Source organism: Streptomyces stelliscabiei (genome assembly GCF_014873495.1).
GTDB lineage: Bacteria > Actinomycetota > Actinomycetes > Streptomycetales > Streptomycetaceae > Streptomyces > Streptomyces bottropensis.
Genome location: NZ_JADBGF010000001.1, coordinates 4,708,319 through 4,727,476 on the forward strand (window position 1 = coordinate 4,708,319; position 19,158 = coordinate 4,727,476).

Consider the following 19,158-nt stretch of genomic DNA (forward strand, 5'->3'; position numbering starts at 1 on the left):
GACGGGCGCGTGGGCGAGGAGAGCCTGTGTGGGCCTGGTGACATCCCCCGTGGCTCCCTGTGATCGAGCTCTCCCACGGCTGACGGATCCGCCGCGGACAAGGCAAACTGGCACGGGTACGGGGAGGCTTGGGGGACGTCGATGGGTGGTGAACCGGGAGTGCCGGAGAGCGGTGTGCCGCGCGTGCCGGAGCAAAGGGTTGCCATGGACGCCTCGATTCCGGAACCGGTCCCCCCGCCGTCGGACGAGCTGCGCTTCGCCGTGCTCGGACCCGTGCGCGCCTGGCGCGGCGCCGAACCCCTCGCCACCGGTTCGCCCCAGCAACGCGCTCTGCTGGCGGCGCTGTTGCTGCGCGAGGGCCGCACGGCCACCGCGCACGAGCTGATCGACGCGCTGTGGGGCGACGACCCGCCCTCGCAGGCGCTGGCCGCGGTGCGGACGTACGCCTCGCGGCTGCGCAAGGTGCTGCCGGGTGTGCTGGTCAGCGAGTCCGGCGGTTACGCGGTCCGCGCGCTGTCCGGCGGCGCGCTGGACCTTGCCGTGGCCCAGGATCTGGCCGCCGACGCCGACAAGGCCAGATCCTCCGGGGACCTGTACCAGGCCCGCGGGCTGCTGAACGAGGCGCTGGGGCTGTGGGACGGGGAGGTCCTGGCGAGCGTGCCGGGTCCGTACGCGGAGACCCAGCGGGCCCGCCTGGAGGAGTGGCGTCTCCAACTCGTGGAGAGCCGCCTCGACATGGACCTGGAGCAGGGCTGCCACGCGGAGGCGGTCTCCGAGCTGACCGCCCTCACCGCCGCGCACCCTTTGCGGGAGCGACTGCGTGAACTGCTGATGCTGGCGCTGTACCGCAGCGGCCGGCAGGCGGAGGCCCTCGCGGTGTACGCCGACACCCGCCGCCTCCTCGCCGACGAACTGGGCGTGGACCCGCGTCCCGGTCTGCGGGAGCTGCAGCAGCGCATCCTCCAGGCGGACCCGGGCCTCGCGGAGCCCTCCGCCCCCCTCGCGCCGGAGACCACCGCGACCCCGGTCCGGCCCGCCCAACTGCCCGCGACGGTCCCGGACTTCACCGGACGCGCCGCCTTCGTGAACGACCTGAGCGAGGTACTGGCCGAGGCCTCCGGCGCCGAGGGCCAGGTGATGTCGGTGTCCGCGCTGGCGGGTATCGGCGGCGTCGGCAAGACCACTCTCGCGGTGCATGTGGCCCACCGGGCCCGGCCCGCCTTCCCCGACGGGCAGCTGTACGTCGACCTCCAGGGCGCCGGCTCCCGTCCAGCCGAGCCGGAGGCCGTCCTCGGCTCGTTCCTGCGGGCGCTCGGCACGGCCGAGTCCGCGATCCCGGACTCCCTGGAGGAGCGGGCCGCGCTGTACCGGTCGGTGCTGGACGGCCGCCGGGTCCTGGTCCTGCTCGACAACGCTCGGGACGCCGCCCAGGTACGGCCGCTGCTGCCCGGCACGGCGGGCTGCGCGGCCCTGGTCACCGCCCGGGTGCGGATGGTGGACCTGGCCGGCGCCCACCTCGTCGACCTCGACGTGATGTCGCCCGACGAGGCCCTGCAGCTCTTCACGAAGATCGTCGGAGAGGAGCGCGTCGCGGCGGAGCGCGAGGCCGCGCTCGACGTCGTCGCGGCCTGCGGTTTCCTGCCGCTCGCCATCCGCATCGCCGCGTCCCGCCTGGCGGCGCGCAGAACGTGGACGGTGTCCGTCCTCGCCGCCAAACTCGCCGACGAGCGGCGCCGGCTGGACGAGCTGCAGGCCGGGGACCTGGCCGTGAAGGCCACCTTCGAGCTGGGCTACGGCCAGCTGGAGCCCGCCCAGGCCCGCGCCTTCCGCCTCCTCGGCCTCGCCGACGGCCCGGACATCTCCCTGGCCGCCGCGGCCGCCGTACTGGACCTGCCGCCGGAGGACACCGAGGACCTCCTGGAGAATCTGGTCGACACGTCCCTGTTGGAGTCCGCGGCGCCGGGACGCTACCGCTTCCACGATCTCGTCCGGCTCTACGCGCGTGCATGCGCCGAACGCGACGAACAGCCGCCGAGCGAGCGGAGCGCGGCGATGTCACGGCTGCTGGACTTCTATCTGGCGACGGCGACACGGGTGTACGCGATCGAGCGGCCGGGGGACCGGACGGTCGCGCATCTGGAGCGGAGCCGGTACGCCGGCCGGGAGTTCGCCTCCGCGTCGGACGCGCTGGACTGGCTGCACGCGGAGGCGGAGCCACTGCTCGCCTGCGTTCAGCAGTCGCTCGGAGCGTCCACCGTGCGACGGGCCGTCGACCTGCTGCTGGCCACCATCGATCTGGCGGAGTCCGGGGCCGGTTCCCGCCGCTACGAGACGACCGCGCTCGCCGCACGTGACGCGGCCGCGGCCCTCGGGGACGCGCACGCAGAGACCCGGGCACGCATCACGCTGGCCCAGGTCCTCAGCCAGGCGGGGCGTTTCGAGGAGGCGGAGCAGGAGGCGCGGCGCGCCGATCTCGTCAACGGGACGGCCGACGACCCCTGGACGAGCGGCACCGCCCCCAACCAGCTGGGCATCATCGCCATCTGCACCGCTCGCTTCCCGGACGCCGAGGTCTTCCTGCTCAGGGCCGTCGAGGCGTTCCAGGCGGACGGCAACAAGCCCGGCGAGGCCAGCGCGGTGTGCAACCTGTCCCGCTCGCTCGCCTCGATGGGCCGTACCGCCAGGGCGGTCGAGCTCGCGCAGCGAGGCGTGGAGATCTACGACGAGCTGGGTCTGTCGGTACGCCTCGCCAACGCCCGCTACGCGTCGGGAATCGTGCTCACGCAGGCAGGCCGGCTCCCGGAGGCCCTGGAGCAGCTCGACGCGGCGCTGCGGATCTTCACCGAGAACCGTCAGCGGCTCTGGGAGGGCACGACCCATTTCCGGGTGGCCCAGGTCCACCTGGCGGCCCGTCGTCCCGCCCAGGCCGCCCGGCACGCCGAACAGGCGCTGGCGATCGGCTGCATCGGCGGCGACTGGATGAGGGCCAACGCCCTGACCCTGCTGGGCAGGGCCCTGATGGCCCTCGGCCAGTCGGACCGCGCCCGCGCGTGCTGGCGTGAGGCGCTCTCGATGTACGAGCAGTCCGGCTCGGCCGAGGCGGCGGAGGTACGCGGCCTGCTCCATCCGCTGGCGGCGGCGTGACAGCTCTGGGGCAGGACGTTCATCGAACGTTTATGAGTGGCTGACAGTCTCAGTGCATCGATTCGTCGCGTCGGGGGGCAGGCGGATCCGCGGGGCCTCATGGCTGACCTGAGGCCGCTCGAAACGCCCGTTCGGCGACCTCCGGGGGAGTTGCCGAACGGGCGCTTCCGCCGAGAAACATCGTTCACTCACGGGGAGTTCCAGCTATGAGCGAGAAGAAGAAGCAGGACCCGAAGATCACCACGATGGACCAGCACGCTCCCGCCCCGCCGAGCAAGGACGGGCTGATCACGACGATGGACCAGCACGCTCCCGCCCCGCCGAGCGAGGACCCGGAGATCACCACGCTGGACCAGCACGCACCCGCCCCGCCGGCTCTGGACCTGGGCGGCAAGTAGACCTACTCCTGACGGGGATCGGCCGCGGTGGCGCGGAGGGGGAGCCACCGCGGCCGAGGTGCGTCCGGGGGCGGTCCGGCCCGACCGGGGTGTACCGGGCCGGGCCGGCCGACCGAGGAAGGGACCAGGATGATCGCAGCGCGTGCCGGATCCGGTGCCTGCGTCGCCGCGCGGCCGGAGAGGACGCCGGGCGCACTGCGTGCGGCCCTGGAGCGGGTGGCGCCGCACCGCCTCGGCGAGATGGAACGGCAGAAGGACGAGGCCATCACCCTGGCGGCCCGCACGGGCAGCCTCGGCCCGATCACCCGGTTCCTCGAAACCTGGGCCGTGACCGTCGAGATCGCCAGGATCCCCGCCACCGCCGCCCGGCTGCGCGCCGCCGAACACACCGTCCGCACCGTCGGCCACGACGACCCGGCCTGGCGCGAGGCGATGGACGAGATCCGCGACCTCCACGCGGAGGCCCTGGAGTCACTCGGCCGGGATCCGCTCAGCAGGGATCCGCTTTCCCGGGATTCAGTTGCCCGGGATCCGTTCGAGCGGGTGGCGGCCGACCGGTAGCAGGCCGAGCGGTGGCGACCGACCGGCAGCACGCTGGGCGGCTGCAGGCTGGGCGGCAGCAGGCTGGCCGGGTGGCACTCCCCGCCCGCCCTCACCGTCCCCGCAACTCCCCCTTCACCACCTTCCCGCTCGCGTTCCGCGGCAGCTCCCCCACGAACTCCACGCTCCTCGGCACCTTGTAGTTGGCCATCTCGCGACGGGACCAGGCGATGAGGTCGTCGGCGGTGACGTGGGAGCCGGGGCGGCGTACGACGTAGGCCCTGCCGACCTCGCCCAGGCGGGTGTCCGGAACGCCGATGACCGCCACGTCGGCCACGTCCGGATGGAGGCCGAGCAGTTGCTCGATCTCCGCCGGGTACGCGTTGAAGCCGCCGACGATGAACATGTCCTTGATGCGGTCGGTGATCCGCAGATTGCCGGCGTCGTCGAGGACGCCGACGTCACCCGTGCGGAGCCAGCCGTCGGCCGTGACCGCGCGGGCGGTCTCGGCGGGGTCCTCGAAGTACCCCCGCATGACGTTGAAGCCGCGGACGAGGACCTCTCCCGGGGACCCGGGCGGCAGGGGGGACCCCAGCGGGTCGACGACCCGCACCTCCGTCCCCGGTATCGCCCGCCCGGACGTCGACGCGATCACCGACGGCTCGTCGCCGCGCCGGCACATCGTGACGATGCCGGAGGCCTCGGACAGGCCGTACGCCGTCAGGACGGTGTCCACCCGCAGCTCCGCCCTCAGCCGTTCGACCAGGCGCAGCGGCACCACCGCCGCGCCCGTCACCACCAGGCGCAGGGCGCTGAGGTCGTAGTCGTCGCGGGCGGGGTGGTCCAGGAGCGACTGGTGGAGGGTGGGCGGGCCGGGGAGGACGGAGACCCGCTCCGCCGCCACGTTGGCCATCGCCGTCTCCACGTTGAACACCGGCTGCGGGATCATCGTCGCGCCCCGCATCAGGCAGGCGATCACACCGGCCTTGTAGCCGAAGGTGTGGAAGAACGGGTTCACGATGAGGTAGCGGTCGCCCCGCCGGAGCCCGGCCAGGTCGCTCCACACCTCGTACCCCCGCAGGGTCTGCGCGTGCGTGATCACCGCGCCCTTCGGACGGCCGGTCGTACCCGAGGTGAAGATGATGTCCGAGGGCGAGTCCCCGCTCAGTCCGGCCGACCTCGCCCGCACCACCCCCTCCCCCACCGCGTCGCCGCTCGCGAGGAAGTCCTTCCAGGTGCGGAAGTCGGCGGGCGCGTCGTCCGACAGCACCACCACCTGTTCCAGGTGCGGCAGTCCGGGCAGCGGTCCCGGCCGCTCGCACACGCTCCCGGCGCCCCGCGCCCGCAGTCGCCCGCCGTCCGCGCCCGCGGCCCGCCGCAGCGAGGCCACGTACGACGTACCGAGGAACGTCCCGGTGATGAACAGCAGCTTCGCCCGGCTGCGCGCCAGCACGTCCGCCGCCTCGCCGCCCTTGAAGCGGGTGTTCAGCGGGACCAGCACCGCGCCCGCCGAGACCGCGCCGAGCGCGGAGACGATCCAGTCGAGGGAGTTGGGCGCCCAGAGGGCGACCCGGTCGCCGGCCCGGACCCCGTTCGCGACGCACGCGGCCGCCGCGCGCTCCACCCGCGCGCCCAGCTCCGCGTACGACACCCGCGTACGCCCGTCGACGACGGCCTCGACCCCGCCGAACCGCCGGGCCGCCGAGCGGACCAGCTCCGGGACGGTCTCCCACGCCCCCCGCTCCGAGTCTCCGTGCCCCTCCACGTCACCGATCACCGCAGGCCTCCGTACCGAGAACCGATGTCCACGTGCTGCCCGAGCATGAGCTGACTACCCGTCAGATTAGCTGTACCCTGACGGACTGTCAGCAGCCGGTCGGGGCCGGACCACCCCCTGACCATGCCCCTGTGCGGAGGTGTGCGCCCATGGCCGTGCTCAAGGACGCGACAGCGATCGTCGGCATCGGCCAGACCCCCTTCGCCAAACAACTGCCCGCGACCGAGCGGGCGTTGGCGTGTCGGGCGATTCTCGCCGCCCTCGACGACGCGGGGATCGCCCCGGACGAGGTCGACGCGCTCGCCTCGTACACCATGGAGGAGACGGACGAGGTCGAGGTCGCCAAGGCACTCGGCCTCGGCGACCTCACGTTCTTCAGCAAGGTCGGCTACGGCGGCGGCGGTTCGTGCGCCACGGTCGCGCATCTGGCCGCCGCGATCGCGACCGGGCAGGCCACGGTCGGCGTCGCCTGGCGGTCCCGCAAACGCGGCTCGGGCCCCCGCCCGTGGAAGAACACCACGGTCCAGCTCCCCACCCCGGCCCAGTGGACCCGCCCCTACGGCCTGCTCCGCCCCGCCGACGAGATAGCCATGCTCGCCCGCCGCCACATGCACGAGTACGGCACGACCCGCGACCATCTCTTCAACGTCGCCCTGGCCTGCCGCAACCGGGCGAACCAGAACCCGGCCGCGATCATGTACGAGCGCCCCCTGACCCGCGAGATGTACATGAACTCCCGCTGGATCAGCGAGCCCCTGTGCCTCTTCGACAACTGCCTGGAGACCGACGGGGCGCTGGCGTGCGTCGTGGTCTCCGCCGAGCGCGCCCGCGACTGCCGCCGGACCCCCGTCTACGTCCACTCCGCCGCCCAGGGCCTGCCCGCCCAGCACCACGGCATGGTCAACTACTGGAACGACGACCCCCTGACCGGCCCCGCCTGGACCGCCGCCCGGCACCTGTGGAAGCACGCGGACATCACCCCGGACGACATCGACGTGGCCCAGATCTACGACGCGTTCACCGCGCTGATCCCCCTCTCCCTGGAGGGCTACGGCTTCTGCGGCCGGGGCGAGGGCGGCGCGTTCACCGAGGGCGGCGCCCTGGAGAGCGGCGGCCGGCTGCCCCTCAACACCTCCGGGGGCGGCCTCAGCGAGGCGTACGTCCACGGGTTCAACCTGATCACCGAGGGTGTGCGGCAACTGCGCGGCACGAGCACCGCCCAGGTGCCGGGGGCGGCCACCTGCCTGGTCACGGCGGGCGAGGGCGTCCCGACATCGGCCCTGCTACTGAGGAGTTGAGGGAGTTGCGCGAGTCGAAGGAGCCGAGGGAGTTGCGGACATGCTGACCCCCGCCGTGGACGACGACGGCGCCCCCTTCTGGGAGTACGCCGCCCAGGGCGAACTGCGCATCCAGGCCTGCGCCGACTGCGGCGAACTCCGCTTCCCGCCCCGCCCCTGCTGCCCGCACTGCCGCTCCTTCGCGACCGAGTGGCGCCGGGTCGGCGGCCGGGGCCGGATCTGGTCGTACGTCCTGCCCCACCCGCCCCTCCTGCCCGACTACGCCGAGCAGGCCCCGTACAACGTCGTCCTCGTCGAACTCACCGACGCCCCCCGCATCCGCCTCGTCGGCAACCTGGTGACCGCGCCCGGCGCCCGCCTCGACTCCGTCCCCGTCGAACGTCTGCGGATCGGCGCCCGGGTCCAGGTGGTCTTCACCGACACCGGCCTGCCCCAGTGGGTACTGGAGCGACCGTGACCCTGCGCACGACGACGGACAAGGACACGGGCGTGATGCTCGCGACCCTGGACCGCCCGGAGAGACTGAACGCGATCGACCTCCCGACGGCCGAGCAACTGACCTTCCTGTGGAGGGAGTTGCGCTACGACGACACCGTACGGGCCGTCGTCCTGACCGGCGCCGGCGACCGCGCCTTCTGCACGGGCCTCGACCGGGACGCGGCGACGGCCGTCCCCCAGCCGAACTCCCCCTACACGATCGAGGACCCCCTCCTGAGGATCGGCCCGAAATCCAACGATCTCTGGAAGCCGGTGATCGCGGCCGTGAACGGCATGGCCTGCGGTGGCGCCTTCTACCTCCTCGGCGAGGCGGACTTCCTCGTCGCGGACCCCTCGGCCACCTTCTTCGACCCCCACACCACCTACGGCATGGTCAGCGCCTTCGAGTCGATCCTCATGTCCCAGCGCATGCCGTACGGGGAGGCCACCCGCCTGGCCCTGATGGGCACCGCCGAGCGGATGTCGGCGCACCGGGCCTACGAGACGGGGCTCGTGTCGGAGGTGACGGACCCGGGCGCCTGCGTCACCGCGGCGCTGCGCTGCGCCGAGGTGATCGCCGGGTACCCGCCGGAGGCCGTCCAGGGCACGGTCCGCGCCTGCTGGTCGTCCCGGGAGGCGGCAAGGGCGCACGCGCTCGCGTACGCCCCGCACCTGATCTCCCTGGGCAACCAACCCGCAGCCCGACAGGAGCAGTTGTTCGCCGGGCGGCGACAGGGCGGGTTCCGGACGCGATGACCCCTCGGGGTCAGGACCGGAAGGTCGGTCACTCGCTCGCCGCCCCCTCCACTCGCTCCGGCGCCGACCCGGGCACAGGCCGTTCCCGGACGTTCTGGCGGGTCAACCGCCGCCCCCATCTCTGGGCCGGCGCCTCGACGCAGTGGTACGTCAGCACGCAGACCGGTAACAGCACGGCGTAGAAGGCCACTTCGAGGGCCAGGTCGTCATGGCGGCGGCGGCCGATCGTGGCGTCGCCCACCGCCAGCAGCAACGGGTGCACGAGGTAGACCGAGTAGCTGATCATGCCCAGGAACGTGAGCAGGCGTGGGGTCCGCCGACGGCGCAGCGCCAGCCCGATGCCGAAGGTGACCACCGCCAGCAGGAAGGACGCGATCCAGGCGCGCCGGGTGAAGTGGCCCCCGTCTCCGTCGGCATACGCGCTTCCGACCGCGCAGGCCACCACCAGGGCCGCCACGCATCCCGCCCACGCCCAGCCGCTCTGGCCGGTGTCGGCCCGGTACACCGCCGTGCCGAGGAACATCACGGCGAGGATCACCAGGCCCTCCCACACCGGGACCGTGCCGTTGAAGGCGACCAGGGTCAGCGCGAGGACCCCGCCCAGCAGGCCCCCGAACACCCTCGGCACGGCCGACCCGGCGCTCGCGCAGCACAGGGCGACGGCCATCACGACCGAGGCGAGCGCGATCAGCCGGCCGGCGCCCAGTTCGCCGGAGAGCGCCGACGCCGGCAGCGTGAACCCGGCCGCCACACTCAGCGCGGCGAACCCCGCCAGGGTGACGGCGACCGCGCCGGACCGCCGGTGCAGCCGGACGCTGAAGAGGGCGACGACCAGCAGGTAGAAGGCCATCTCGTACGAGAGCGTCCACAGGACGAGCAGGAGGTTGGGCGTGCCCAACAGCTCCTGGAACAGGGTCAGATGGGCCACCGCCACCGTGGCGAGGCTCTGCCCCCCGAAGTCCCGGATCTCCGCCACACCCAGGTGGTCGGCCGCGATCAGACCGGCGACGACGGCCGCGCACAACGGGTGGATACGGAAGAGGCGGCCGGTCCAGAAGGTCCGCACACAGCCCCGGCGTTCCAGCGAGGCGGGGATGATGTACCCGCTGACCAGGAAGAACACCATGATGCCGTAGCGGCTGGTGTTGAACTCCGGCATCAGCTCCCGGCGGAACTCCGCCATGAAGGCGTACGACGAGTGGTCGAACACCACGACGAGCGCCGCGATGCCGCGTAACGCGTCCAGCCAGCCGAGCCGCGACGCACCGGACGCGGCCGGCCGGGAGAACCGGGACGTCACGGAGAGTAACGACTGTAGACCCGTTTTCACCTGTTGGTCTTCCCCCCGTGCTCAGCCGACCGCGGCCGACACCGGCCACCCGAATGCGACATATGGAGCGTACGAGCCGGAGTCCCGCCCCGCCCGGCGACCACCGAAACGCCTCACCGGGCGGAGCAGCCGCGCCGGCCGGTCTCAGCGCAGCCCGCGGGAGACCAGCAGGCCGCAGGACTCCGTCGCGCTCTCGCACGCGGCGTTGCCCGCGGCCAGTACGGCACGGGTGCCGGGGACGCCCTCGACGCCGAAGACCGTGGGTTCTGTGGGGCTGGGGGGCGCTGGGTGCGCTGGACCGCTGCCCGGCTCAGCGCCGGGCGTTCGCCGGCACCTTGATCTGGCTCTCGCCCCAGCCCATCCGGGTCGTCGCCGTGTAGTTCACCGTCGTGCCCGCGTCGAGACCCGCCTCGCGGGCCCTGGCCGACGGTTCGACCAGTACGAGCTGCTCGGCGAGCAGTTCGCCGGTGGCCGGGTCCACGACCACCCGCTGCTCCACGCTCCCGAGCGGGGTCGCGTGCGTGCCCGGGAAGGCGATGCCGACGCCCTCGCGCCCCAGCGGATCGGTCACCTGCCCCAGCCCCCGGACACCGGGCTGCCCGGCCATCACCCGGTACGCGGCGGCCCGGACGGCGGGCTTCACCGGCATCCTGATCAGGTCGGCCGCCTGGCGCAGGACGTAGGCCGTACGGTCGCTGATCTCGGCACCGCCGTCCTGCCCGTGCCGGCGCTCCAGCTCGCGCCGCAACTCGGCGGTGCCGGAGGGGAGTGCGAGCAGATCCTGGTAGGAGGCGTTCCGCGGGCCGAGGGCGTAGATCTTGTCGTCGACGTCCGTGCGCATGACCGTCGGCGGCCGGGTGCCCATCGTGTACCCGAGCGTGCCGCCCGCCTCGTTGCCCATGACCTCCGCCTGCATCGTCCCGGGCGAGCCGGCGGCCCGCCAGCGTGCCGCGTCCACCTTGGTCCGGGGGACGATCTCGGCGTCCAGACCGGAGACCATCAGGCTCTGGGTCCCCGGGCGCACCCCGACCGACCACTCGGAGGTCGCCGAGTCGCGCACGGCGAAGAGCGGGCCCTCGCCTCCCGCCGCGCCGACGACGTTCACGTCCTGTGAGCGCGTGGTGGTCTGCCAGTACGTTCCCTCGCCGTCCGCCGCCCCGACCTTCTTGGCCGCGCTGAGCAGTTCGAGGCGGCCGTCCGGCGCGGACGCGTCCGGCCCCGAGGCGGAGGAGTGCGGGGGCGCGCCCGGGCTGACGCCCAGGGGATCCCGGTCCAGGGAACTCACGACCACCGCGGACGCCGCGACGGCCGCGAGGGCGGCCACGGTCCCGAACGGCCGGATGCCGCCCCGCAGTCGCTCCGGGACGCGGAAGCGTGCCGCGCGGCCGTCGGTCGACCGGGCGAGGATGCGGGCCAGGTCCGCGTGCTGCCGCGGGGAGTCCGCGAGCCTCGCCGGGTCCAGTTCCTCGGGGCGCGCGTCCGCGAGCACCTGCATAGCGTCGGTCCGCCCGGACCGTCCGTGGGTGTTCTTCACGTGAGTGCTCCTCTGCGATCGGTGCGGCGCGGGGCCTGGGGTGTGTGGGGCGCCTGGGACATGTGGGATGCCTGGGGTGTGCGGGGTGCGGAGTCCGCGTTCCACGCGGGAGCCGGTGGCGTGTCCCGTACGGGTGTCGTGTCGGCGGGGTGCGCCGACTCCAGGGCCTTCTCCAGGCGGCGGCGGGCCCGGTGCAGCCGGACGGTCAGCGTCGCGGTGGTGCAGCCCAGGACCCGTGCGGCCTGTCTGGCGCTCAGCCCGTGCCAGGCGATGAGCGTCAGCAGCTCCCGGTCGGCGTCGGACAGGCTCGCCAGGGCCTGCAGCGCGGCTTCCCGCTCGGTCACGTCCGCCGCGACGTCGCCGACGCCGGGACGGGCGCCGCTGCTGATGTGCTGGGCCTCCGCGGCGGCGAGGGCGTACTGATGGGCGTCCCGGCGGCGCAGTTCGCGCACCAGGTTGCGGGCGACCCCCAGGAGCCAGGGCAGAGCGGGGCGCGGGATGTCCCGCACCCGCCGCCAGGCCACGGTGAAGGTCTCGCTGGTGATGTCCTCCCCCACCTGGCGTCCCACCAGGCTCGTGGCGTAGGCGAGGACGCGCGGATAGCACTCCTCGTAGATGTCCCTGAAGCGTTGCGCATGCGTCACGCGCCGTCCCCTCATATCGGCTGTCTCACCGAGCAATGCGCGGGGCGGCCGACTTCTTACAGGGGGAGCGACGATTCACGAACTGTGGCCCGCGTCACACGCCGGTGCGTGCTTGCTTGCGTGCGCGGGTGGGAGGAGGGGGAGGGGGCCGTCGCGGCCCTACGACGTCCGGGCCGTCCCCGTCCCCTTCTCCGCGTCCAGCGCGTACACGCACCGGTCCTTGCTGCACGCGTACACGACGCCGTCCTTGACGACGGGCGACCCGGTGATCTCCCCACCCGTGGCGAGCTTCCACCGCAGCCGGCCGTCGTCGGCCTTCAGCGTGTACAGCAGGTGATCCGTCGAGCCGAAGTGGATCCGCCCCTCCGCCACCGACGGCGCGCCGACGATCTCGCCGCCCGCCTGGAAGCGCCACTTCGGTGTGCCCGTGACCGCGTCGAGGGTGTAGAGCCCCTTGCCGCTGCCGACATGGACGTGTCCGGCGGCGACCAGGACCGGCTCCAGCGAGGAGCGCGACTCCGTCGCGATCCGCCAGCGGTCGCGGCCGTCGGTCGCGTCGAGGGCGTAGACCGTGCCGAGGTAGTCGGCGAGGTACACGCCGCCGCCCGTGACGGCCGGGCCCGGCGCGAACGTGGGCGCGGAGAGGAAGACGGCCGGTGCCTCGAAGTGCCAGCGGACGTGGCCGCTCGCGATGTCGACGGCGAGGACGCGGCTGCCGGCGGAGACGTACACGTAGCCGTCGGCGGCCGGTGCCAGCCGTACCGGGACGCCGCCGCAGGAGCCCGCGTCCCCGATGGGGTACGACCAGCGCTCCTCGCCCGTACGGGCCTCCAGCGCCCGCAGCCGGGCGTCCTTCCAGATGTAGACCGTGCCGTCCTGGACGACCGGTCCGGCCTCGGGGGACTCGAAATCGGTCTGGGCGCCGGTCAGCTCCCAGAGCTTCTGCCCGTTGGACGCCTCCCAGCCCTGGACGCCGCCACCGCGGGTGGCGGTGACCACGGTGCCCCGGTCGGCCTTCAGGGAGTACACCCAGGCGTCCGTCGACAGCCGCCACAGGTCCCCGCCCTCGCGGGCGTCGAGCGCGAAGAGGGTCGGTCCGTCGGAGGCGTGGATACGGCCGTCCGCGACCGCCATCGACCAGGCGACGTCACGGGTCTTGAAGCGGCGCCGGCCGGTGGCCACGTCCAGGGCGTGCACCTCGAAGGAGGTGACGTAGACGAGGTCGTCGGCGACGGACGGGGTGCCCCACACGTCGTTCGACATGCGGAAACGCCAGGGGCGCCAGCCGGAGGGCGCCGCCTCGGGGGTGGCGGGCGGGGCCACGGCGGGCGCGGGGTCGGCGCCGTTCACGCCGGCGCGCGGGCGGGACCAGGACGCGGCGAGGCCCGCCTCAGGAGGGGGCGCCTTCACGGCGGCCGCGCGGGCGTCGGCGACGCGTGGTCCGGGGCCGATGGGCACCTGTCCACCGGCGAGCCGTACGGGTCCGGTGTCGGGGGCGCCGACCGGGGCCGGCGCGGGGTCGTACGGCGGCGGGGGCGGGGGGACGGGGGCGTGGGGGCGGCCCCCGCCTCCGCTGCGGCCGGAGGAGGGCTGCGGTTTGGGCGCGGGGCGCCCGCCGCGGCGGGTCTCGATCATGGCGACCGCCTTCTCGGGCAGCCACGCCGACGCCGTACCGCTGTCGTCCGAGCCGGAACCGAAGAGGTGCGGGGCGAGCTGGGCCTGGAGATCGGCCGGGCCCGGGCGCGCGGTCGGGTCCATCTGCATACAGGACTCGATCAGCGGGCGCAGGTCGTCCGGGAGGCCGGAGAGGTCGGGGCCCTCGCGCAGCAGCATGAAGACGGTCTCGACGGGGTTGGCGCCATGGAACGGGGCGTGTCCGGTGGCGGCGAACACGAGCATCGAGCCCAGCGAGAAGACGTCGCTCGCGCCGGTCACGCTGCGCGAGTCCTTCGCCTGCTCGGGCGACATGTACGCGGGCGTCCCGACGGCGACGTTGGTCATCGTCAAACGCGTGTTCGATACGCCGGACGCGATGCCAAAGTCGATCACGCGTGGCCCGTCCTCGACGACGAGCACGTTGGAGGGCTTCAGGTCGCGGTGGACGAGCCCGGCACCGTGGATGGACTGCAGGGCCTCGGCCACGCCCGCGGCGAACCAGCGGACGGCCTGGACCGGCATCGGACCGCAGTCGTTCACTATTTCTTCGAGCGAGGGCGCGGGGACGTACGCGGTCGCCAGCCACGGCACGGCGGCCCGGGGGTCGGCGTCGACCACCGCCGCCGTGTAGAAGCCGGACACCGCGCGGGCGGCCTCGACCTCGCGCGTGAAACGGACCCGGAAGAGCTGGTCCTCGGCCAGTTCCGTCCGCACCGTCTTGATCGCCACACGCCGGCCCGACGCCGAGCGCGCCAGATAGACCAGCCCCATGCCGCCGGCACCCAGCCGTCCCAGCACCTCGAACGGCCCGATCCGCCGCGGATCGTGCTGCGTCAGCTGATCCACCACTTGCCCTGCCACCTCCCCGTACGGACCGCGTCACCCGTGTTGTGCGCGCGACCCCGTGCAGCGTCTCACCACCGCACCGCCCTGGCGGCACGCACCCCGATTCTTCCTGTACCGGGGGCAGGTTGCGAACCCGGGGGCGAGTCGGGGTGTCTCAGGACAAAACCACGTTGTCCGCCTCTCGGGAAGCGGGAGCCCGGATGGTGGGACACCGTGGCGAGCCGCGTACCACCGGCGCACAACCCCGTACGTCTGCCCGCGCGGCGGCCTCGTCACGCCCCCGGAGCGCCCGCGCGAGCCGTGAGCCGGGCGCGCGGCCTCAGCCCTTCCGGCCGCCGTCTTCCCGCTGGTCAGCGTCGCCCTCCGGGGCGCTCGCGCCGCGTGCGCCCTCCGATGGGGTGTCGTCCTCCCGCCGGTCGTCCTCCTCCTGCCGCAGTTCGTCCGGGCGCTGTTCGACCTGGTCCGCCGCCTGCGGCGCTTCCCGCCAGCCGTTTCCGTTCCTTCGTCGCAGCAGTGCGAACGACGCGCCCTGATTGTCCGTGACGACCGCCACATTTCCGTACGAGGTGTCGAACGGCGGCACCTGGACGCGCCCCCCGAGCCGGATGACGGTCGCGAGCGCCGCCTCGCAGTCGTCCGTCCCGAAGTGGACGAGGAAGTGCGGCGGCATCTCCGCCGGGAAGACGTCCGTGAGCGTGGCCCGGCCGAAGTCCGGGACCGCGTCCGGGCCGAAGAGGGCGTCGTGGAAGAGGTGCGCGTAGAAGGAGTTGGCCGCCTTGGTGTCCCTCGTGTACAGCTCGGCCCACGCGAACGTGCCGGGCTCGTGGCGCCGCCCGAAGCCGGTGTGCGCGCCGGCCTGCCAGAGGCCGAAGACGGCGCTCTCGGGGTCGGTGGCCAGCGCGGCCGTGCCGAGCGTGCCGACCGGGGTCGGCGGGGTGATCACCTGACCGCCGGCCGCGGTGATCCGGGAGGTGAGGGCGTACGCGTCCGGGGTGGCGAAGTGCACGGTCCACACCGTGGGGAGGCGGCCGTCGGGCTTGGGGGCGAGGGCGGCGACGGGGGCGCCCTCGACATGACCCCACACCTCGTGCGCGCCGTCTCCGGGGGCCACCTTGAAGGTCCAACCGAAGAGTTCGCCGTAGAACCGCTTCCCCGCCTCCACGTCGGGCAGCTGGGCGTCCACCCAGCAGGGGACGCCCTCGGGGTACGGGACGCTGCCCGCGCCGGCTTCCGCCCCGGTGACGGCACCCGTCTCATCGGCCATAGCCCCAAGCTAAGGGCGCCCCACACGGGGCGCGCGTCGGGCGCGTCCGTATTGGGGGAACTGCGGGGGCGGGTGCGGGGGGCGTGGGCGGGTGGTCGGGGGCGAGGGCGGGTGCGGGGGCGCGTGCGTCGGCGGGTGCGGGCCGGTCGGGGGGCGCGGGCGGGAGCGGGCAGTCGGGGGCGGGCAGTCGGGGGCGAGGGCGGGTGCGGGTGAGTGGGGGTTGCTCGCGCAGTTCCCCGCGCCCCTGAAAAGCAGGGGCTGCGCCCCTTGCTTTTCAGGCCGCAGGTTTCGGGGCTTTCGGGCGCAGGCCCGAAGGCTTGCCCCTCTCGGGCCCGCCCCGGCCCGACCTTTCAGGCCGCAGGGCCTGGTCTTCGGGCCCGCGGGGCCTGGTCTTTCAGGGGCGCGGGGCGCGGCCTTGTCAGGCCCGCGGGGCTTGGCCTTGTCAGGGGCGCGGGGCCTCGTCTGTCAGGCCCGCAGGGCCTGGTCTTTCAGGGGCGCGGGGAACTGCGCGAGCAACCACGAACCACCCGCAGCCGAAGTCACACGCACGCCCGCTCGAGGGGGCGCGGGGAACTGCGCGAGAACCTCCACCCACCCGCGGCCGAAGACCACCCCCGCCCCAAGAACCCCACTCACCCGAAAGAAACGCGCCAACACACTCCGTGATCACCGCACGAACCCCTAGGTGACGCCCCTGCTCCCCATTTGCAGTCGGCCGAATCGCGCTCCGATCACCCCTCGGTAAGCTGACGGCATGACAGGACAAGTGCGTACCGTCGACGGCCGCGTGGCCGGCCGACGAGGGCAGGCGACCCGGCAGAAGCTGCTCGACTGCCTCAGCGAGATGCTCAGCTCGTCGCCCTACCGGGACGTCAAAGTCATTGATGTCGCCCGGAAGGCGGGGACTTCACCCGCGACCTTCTACCAGTACTTCCCGGACGTCGAGGGCGCCGTCCTGGAGATCGCCGAGCAAATGGCCACCGAGGGGGCCACGTTGACGCGCCTCCTCGAAGGCCGCTCCTGGGTCGGCAAGGCCGGCTGGCAGACCGCCCAGGAACTCGTCGACGGCTTCCTGGACTTCTGGCGCAAGAACGACGCGATCCTCCGCGTCGTCGACCTGGGCGCCGCCGAGGGCGACAAACGCTTCTACAAGATCCGCATGAAGATCCTGAACTCGGTCACCAACACCCTGTCGGAGACGGTCTCCGAACTCCAGGCGAAGGGCCGCGTCGACAAGGACGTGAACCCGGCGGCCCTCGCCGGTTCCCTCGTCGCCATGCTCGCCTCGGTCTCCGGGCACCAGAAGGGCTTCCAGACCTGGGGCGTCAAGCAAGCCGAACTACGGCCCAACCTCGCCCTGTTGGTCCACCTGGGCATCACCGGCAAGAAACCGACGAAGTAACCAGGAGCACCCGGGCAGGCCCCGGACGCGATTCCTGTCACGCAGACGGCACCCTCGACCGAGGAGTGCCGCCTGCCGCGTTCAGGGGCACGTGGGGGGCGGGGAACGGTCAGCCGCACACGAACATGCGAAGAACGCCCCCGAGAGCGCGGACTCGCTCACCGCCGCACGATCCGGAACACCCGTATCTCCCGGTCCACTCGCGCCTGATACGTCGAGTACGGCGGCCAGAACCGCAGCAGCTCCTTCCATACGGCGGCCCGTTCCTCCCCCGCCAGCAGATGCGCGGTGACGGGGATGTCACGCCCCTTCCAGTTGATCTCGGCGTCGGGGTGGGCCAGGAGGTTGGCGCTCCAGGCCGGGTGGCCGGGGCGGCCGAAGTTCGACCCGATGAGCACCCAACTGTCCCGCCCCTCCTCGGGCATACAGGCCAGCGGCGTACGACGCGGCTCCCCGCTCCGCGCCCCGGTCGCCGTCAGCACGACACCCGGCAGCAGCTGCGCGCTGAGCAGCACCCGGCCCCGCGTCACCCGGTGCACGGCGCGGTCCAGCGCCGGTATGACGTGCGGCGCGACCCGGGCGAACGCCGGAGCCGAGGACACCTTCTGCACCAGCCGCACGCCCATGCCCTTCATGCCCTCGGCCATCCCCGCCGCCCTTTCCGCCGCCCTTTTCGAAGCCATCAGCCCCGCACCGCCCTCTGCTCGCCCGGCCCGTCGACCGTGAAGACCCCCGCCATGTCGGCCGCCCGCCCCCGCAGCCGGTGCACCGGCCCGAAGAGCGCCTCGTCCCCCGCCGCCCGCTTGAAGTACAGCTGCGCCTCGTGTTCCCAGGTGAACCCGATCCCCCCGTGCAGCTGGATCCCTTCCCCGGCCGCCATCCGCAACGCGTCCAGCGCCTGCGCGAGCGCCAGCCCACCGGCCCGCTCGCCGCCGGGCGGGGCGGCCGCCGCCCAGGCGGCGTAGTACGCCGCCGACCGGGCCGCCCGCACCCGCACGTAGACATCCGCGAGCCGGTGCTTCACCGCCTGGAACGACCCGATCGGCCGTCCGAACTGCTCCCGTTGCCGCGCGTACGCCACCGTCCGCTCCAGCACCCGGTCGGCGGCCCCCACGGCCTCCGCCGCGAGCACGGCGGCGGCCGCGTCCCCGACCTCGGCCAGGACCGCCGGCACACCGGCATCGGCGGCACCGGCCTCCTCCCCCAGCAACTCGGCTTCCACATGACGCAGTTCGAGCCGGGCCACCGGCCGCGTCTCGTCGATCGAGGTCTGCCGCACCCGCACGAGGCCCCCGCCGCCCCCCGCTTCCCCGTGCGGCACCCGCACCAGGAACAGCAGGGTCCGCGACCGGGCGTACCCACCGGCATGCGCGGCCACGAGCAGCAGTCCCGCGCTGTGCCCGTCGAGGATCTGCCCGGCCTCCCCGTAGAGCCGCCACCCGTCCCCGACGCGCCGCGCCTGGACGCCGCCGGCCCGGCCACCGCCGGCCCATGCGCCACCGTTGTCGCAGGTCAGCGCCAGCGCGGTGGTGAGGGCGGTGCCCGGTACAACGAGGGCCGCGGTGAGCCGGCCGGACGTGAGGAGGGGCAGCAGTGCGGCGCGCTGCCGCTCGGTGCCGAGGGCGAGGATCAAGGGCGCGACGAGCACCGAGGTGGACAGCAGCGGCGAGGGGGCCAGGGCGCGCCCCAGCTCCTCCGCGGCCAGGGCGAGTTCGGTCGCCGAGCAGCCGACACCGCCGTGACTCTCGGGGAGGGCGAGCCCCGGCAGCCCGAGCTGCTCGGAGAGGGCGGACCAGAGACCGGCGTCGTACCCCTCCCCGGTCCGCACGGCGGCGCGAACCTCCTCCGGACCACAGCGCTTGAGCAGCAACTCCCTCACTGTGCGCCGGATTTCCTCCTGCTCGGCGGTGAGGCGGGCGTCCATGGGCGGTCCCCCTTCCACTCCCCCAACGTCATCCTGAACTCAAGATCTGACGGTCCGTCATATTAGGCCGGAAGGCGACCGAAGCACAGGGTTCCCGGCCGCCCATCTGATGTACCGTCAGATTCATGACCGCTGCGCCCGCCCCACCCGGACCCACCGGCCCTCGCG

General features: G+C 73.4%; 15 protein-coding genes. 7 read left to right on the forward strand and 8 right to left on the reverse strand.

Going from position 1 to position 19,158, the window contains the following annotated elements; genetic code table 11:
- Nucleotides 1–204: 204 nt before the first annotated feature.
- The 3 genes from H4687_RS20720 (at nt 205) to H4687_RS20730 (ending at nt 4,103) form a co-directional block, all read left to right on the forward strand.
- Nucleotides 205–3,144, forward strand: coding sequence for an AfsR/SARP family transcriptional regulator (locus H4687_RS20720; RefSeq protein ID WP_192781699.1), 2,940 nt, complete (start codon nt 205–207; stop codon nt 3,142–3,144).
- 206 nt (nt 3,145–3,350) lie between these two features.
- On the forward strand, nt 3,351–3,542 hold the full coding sequence (locus H4687_RS20725; RefSeq protein ID WP_046916403.1) for a hypothetical protein: 192 nt from the start codon (nt 3,351–3,353) through the stop codon (nt 3,540–3,542).
- 129 nt (nt 3,543–3,671) lie between these two features.
- On the forward strand, nt 3,672–4,103 hold the full coding sequence (locus H4687_RS20730) for a DUF6247 family protein (protein WP_046916402.1): 432 nt from the start codon (nt 3,672–3,674) through the stop codon (nt 4,101–4,103).
- 91 nt (nt 4,104–4,194) lie between these two features.
- On the opposite strand, the gene H4687_RS20735 is transcribed toward H4687_RS20730, so the two are convergent.
- The gene (locus tag H4687_RS20735; protein WP_046916401.1) at nt 4,195–5,859 is read right to left on the reverse strand and encodes a fatty acid--CoA ligase family protein; all 1,665 of its coding nucleotides are present in this window, start codon (nt 5,857–5,859) and stop codon (nt 4,195–4,197) included.
- Nucleotides 5,860–6,008: 149 nt separating this feature from the next.
- Here H4687_RS20735 and H4687_RS20740 point away from each other — a divergent pair, with 149 nt between their 5' ends.
- Genes H4687_RS20740 through H4687_RS20750 form a run of 3 tightly spaced genes read left to right on the forward strand, consistent with a single transcriptional unit; the run spans nt 6,009 to nt 8,390 of the window.
- Nucleotides 6,009–7,157 carry a lipid-transfer protein gene (locus H4687_RS20740; RefSeq protein WP_046916400.1) on the forward strand — a complete coding sequence of 383 codons (1,149 nt, stop codon included), beginning with the start codon at nt 6,009–6,011 and terminating at the stop codon, nt 7,155–7,157.
- A gap of 40 nt (nt 7,158–7,197) precedes the next feature.
- Nucleotides 7,198–7,614 carry a Zn-ribbon domain-containing OB-fold protein gene (locus tag H4687_RS20745; protein ID WP_050398164.1) on the forward strand — a complete coding sequence of 139 codons (417 nt, stop codon included), beginning with the start codon at nt 7,198–7,200 and terminating at the stop codon, nt 7,612–7,614.
- The gene (locus tag H4687_RS20750) at nt 7,611–8,390 is read left to right on the forward strand and encodes an enoyl-CoA hydratase/isomerase family protein (protein WP_050398165.1); all 780 of its coding nucleotides are present in this window, start codon (nt 7,611–7,613) and stop codon (nt 8,388–8,390) included. The genes H4687_RS20745 and H4687_RS20750 overlap by 4 nt, the downstream gene beginning before the upstream one ends.
- Before the next feature lie 28 nt (nt 8,391–8,418).
- On the opposite strand, the gene H4687_RS20755 is transcribed toward H4687_RS20750, so the two are convergent.
- From H4687_RS20755 to H4687_RS20775, 5 genes are all read right to left on the reverse strand, one after another.
- A complete protein-coding gene (locus tag H4687_RS20755) occupies nt 8,419–9,690 on the reverse strand; it encodes an acyltransferase family protein (protein WP_046916991.1) in 1,272 nt (423 codons plus the stop codon).
- Between the two features lie 340 nt (nt 9,691–10,030).
- Nucleotides 10,031–11,254 (reverse strand): CU044_5270 family protein, encoded by a 1,224-nt coding sequence (locus H4687_RS20760; protein ID WP_046916990.1) that lies wholly within the window; start codon nt 11,252–11,254, stop codon nt 10,031–10,033.
- On the reverse strand, nt 11,251–11,898 hold the full coding sequence (locus H4687_RS20765) for an RNA polymerase sigma factor (protein WP_046916989.1): 648 nt from the start codon (nt 11,896–11,898) through the stop codon (nt 11,251–11,253). The genes H4687_RS20760 and H4687_RS20765 overlap by 4 nt, the downstream gene beginning before the upstream one ends.
- Before the next feature lie 159 nt (nt 11,899–12,057).
- Nucleotides 12,058–14,403 carry an outer membrane protein assembly factor BamB family protein gene (locus H4687_RS20770; RefSeq protein ID WP_050398166.1) on the reverse strand — a complete coding sequence of 782 codons (2,346 nt, stop codon included), beginning with the start codon at nt 14,401–14,403 and terminating at the stop codon, nt 12,058–12,060.
- A gap of 316 nt (nt 14,404–14,719) precedes the next feature.
- The gene (locus H4687_RS20775) at nt 14,720–15,664 is read right to left on the reverse strand and encodes a VOC family protein (RefSeq protein WP_050398167.1); all 945 of its coding nucleotides are present in this window, start codon (nt 15,662–15,664) and stop codon (nt 14,720–14,722) included.
- Nucleotides 15,665–16,418: 754 nt separating this feature from the next.
- Between H4687_RS20775 and H4687_RS20780 the strand changes: the two genes are divergently transcribed.
- Entirely contained in the window at nt 16,419–17,066 is a 648-nt protein-coding gene (locus H4687_RS20780) for a TetR family transcriptional regulator (protein WP_046920403.1), read from the forward strand.
- 158 nt (nt 17,067–17,224) lie between these two features.
- Here H4687_RS20780 and H4687_RS20785 read toward each other — a convergent pair whose 3' ends face one another.
- Together H4687_RS20785 and H4687_RS20790 are read right to left on the reverse strand one after the other, a co-directional pair.
- On the reverse strand, nt 17,225–17,713 hold the full coding sequence (locus tag H4687_RS20785) for a nitroreductase/quinone reductase family protein (RefSeq protein WP_046920402.1): 489 nt from the start codon (nt 17,711–17,713) through the stop codon (nt 17,225–17,227).
- 35 nt (nt 17,714–17,748) lie between these two features.
- Entirely contained in the window at nt 17,749–18,990 is a 1,242-nt protein-coding gene (locus H4687_RS20790; RefSeq protein WP_050398168.1) for an acyl-CoA dehydrogenase family protein, read from the reverse strand.
- Nucleotides 18,991–19,158 lie beyond the last annotated feature (168 nt).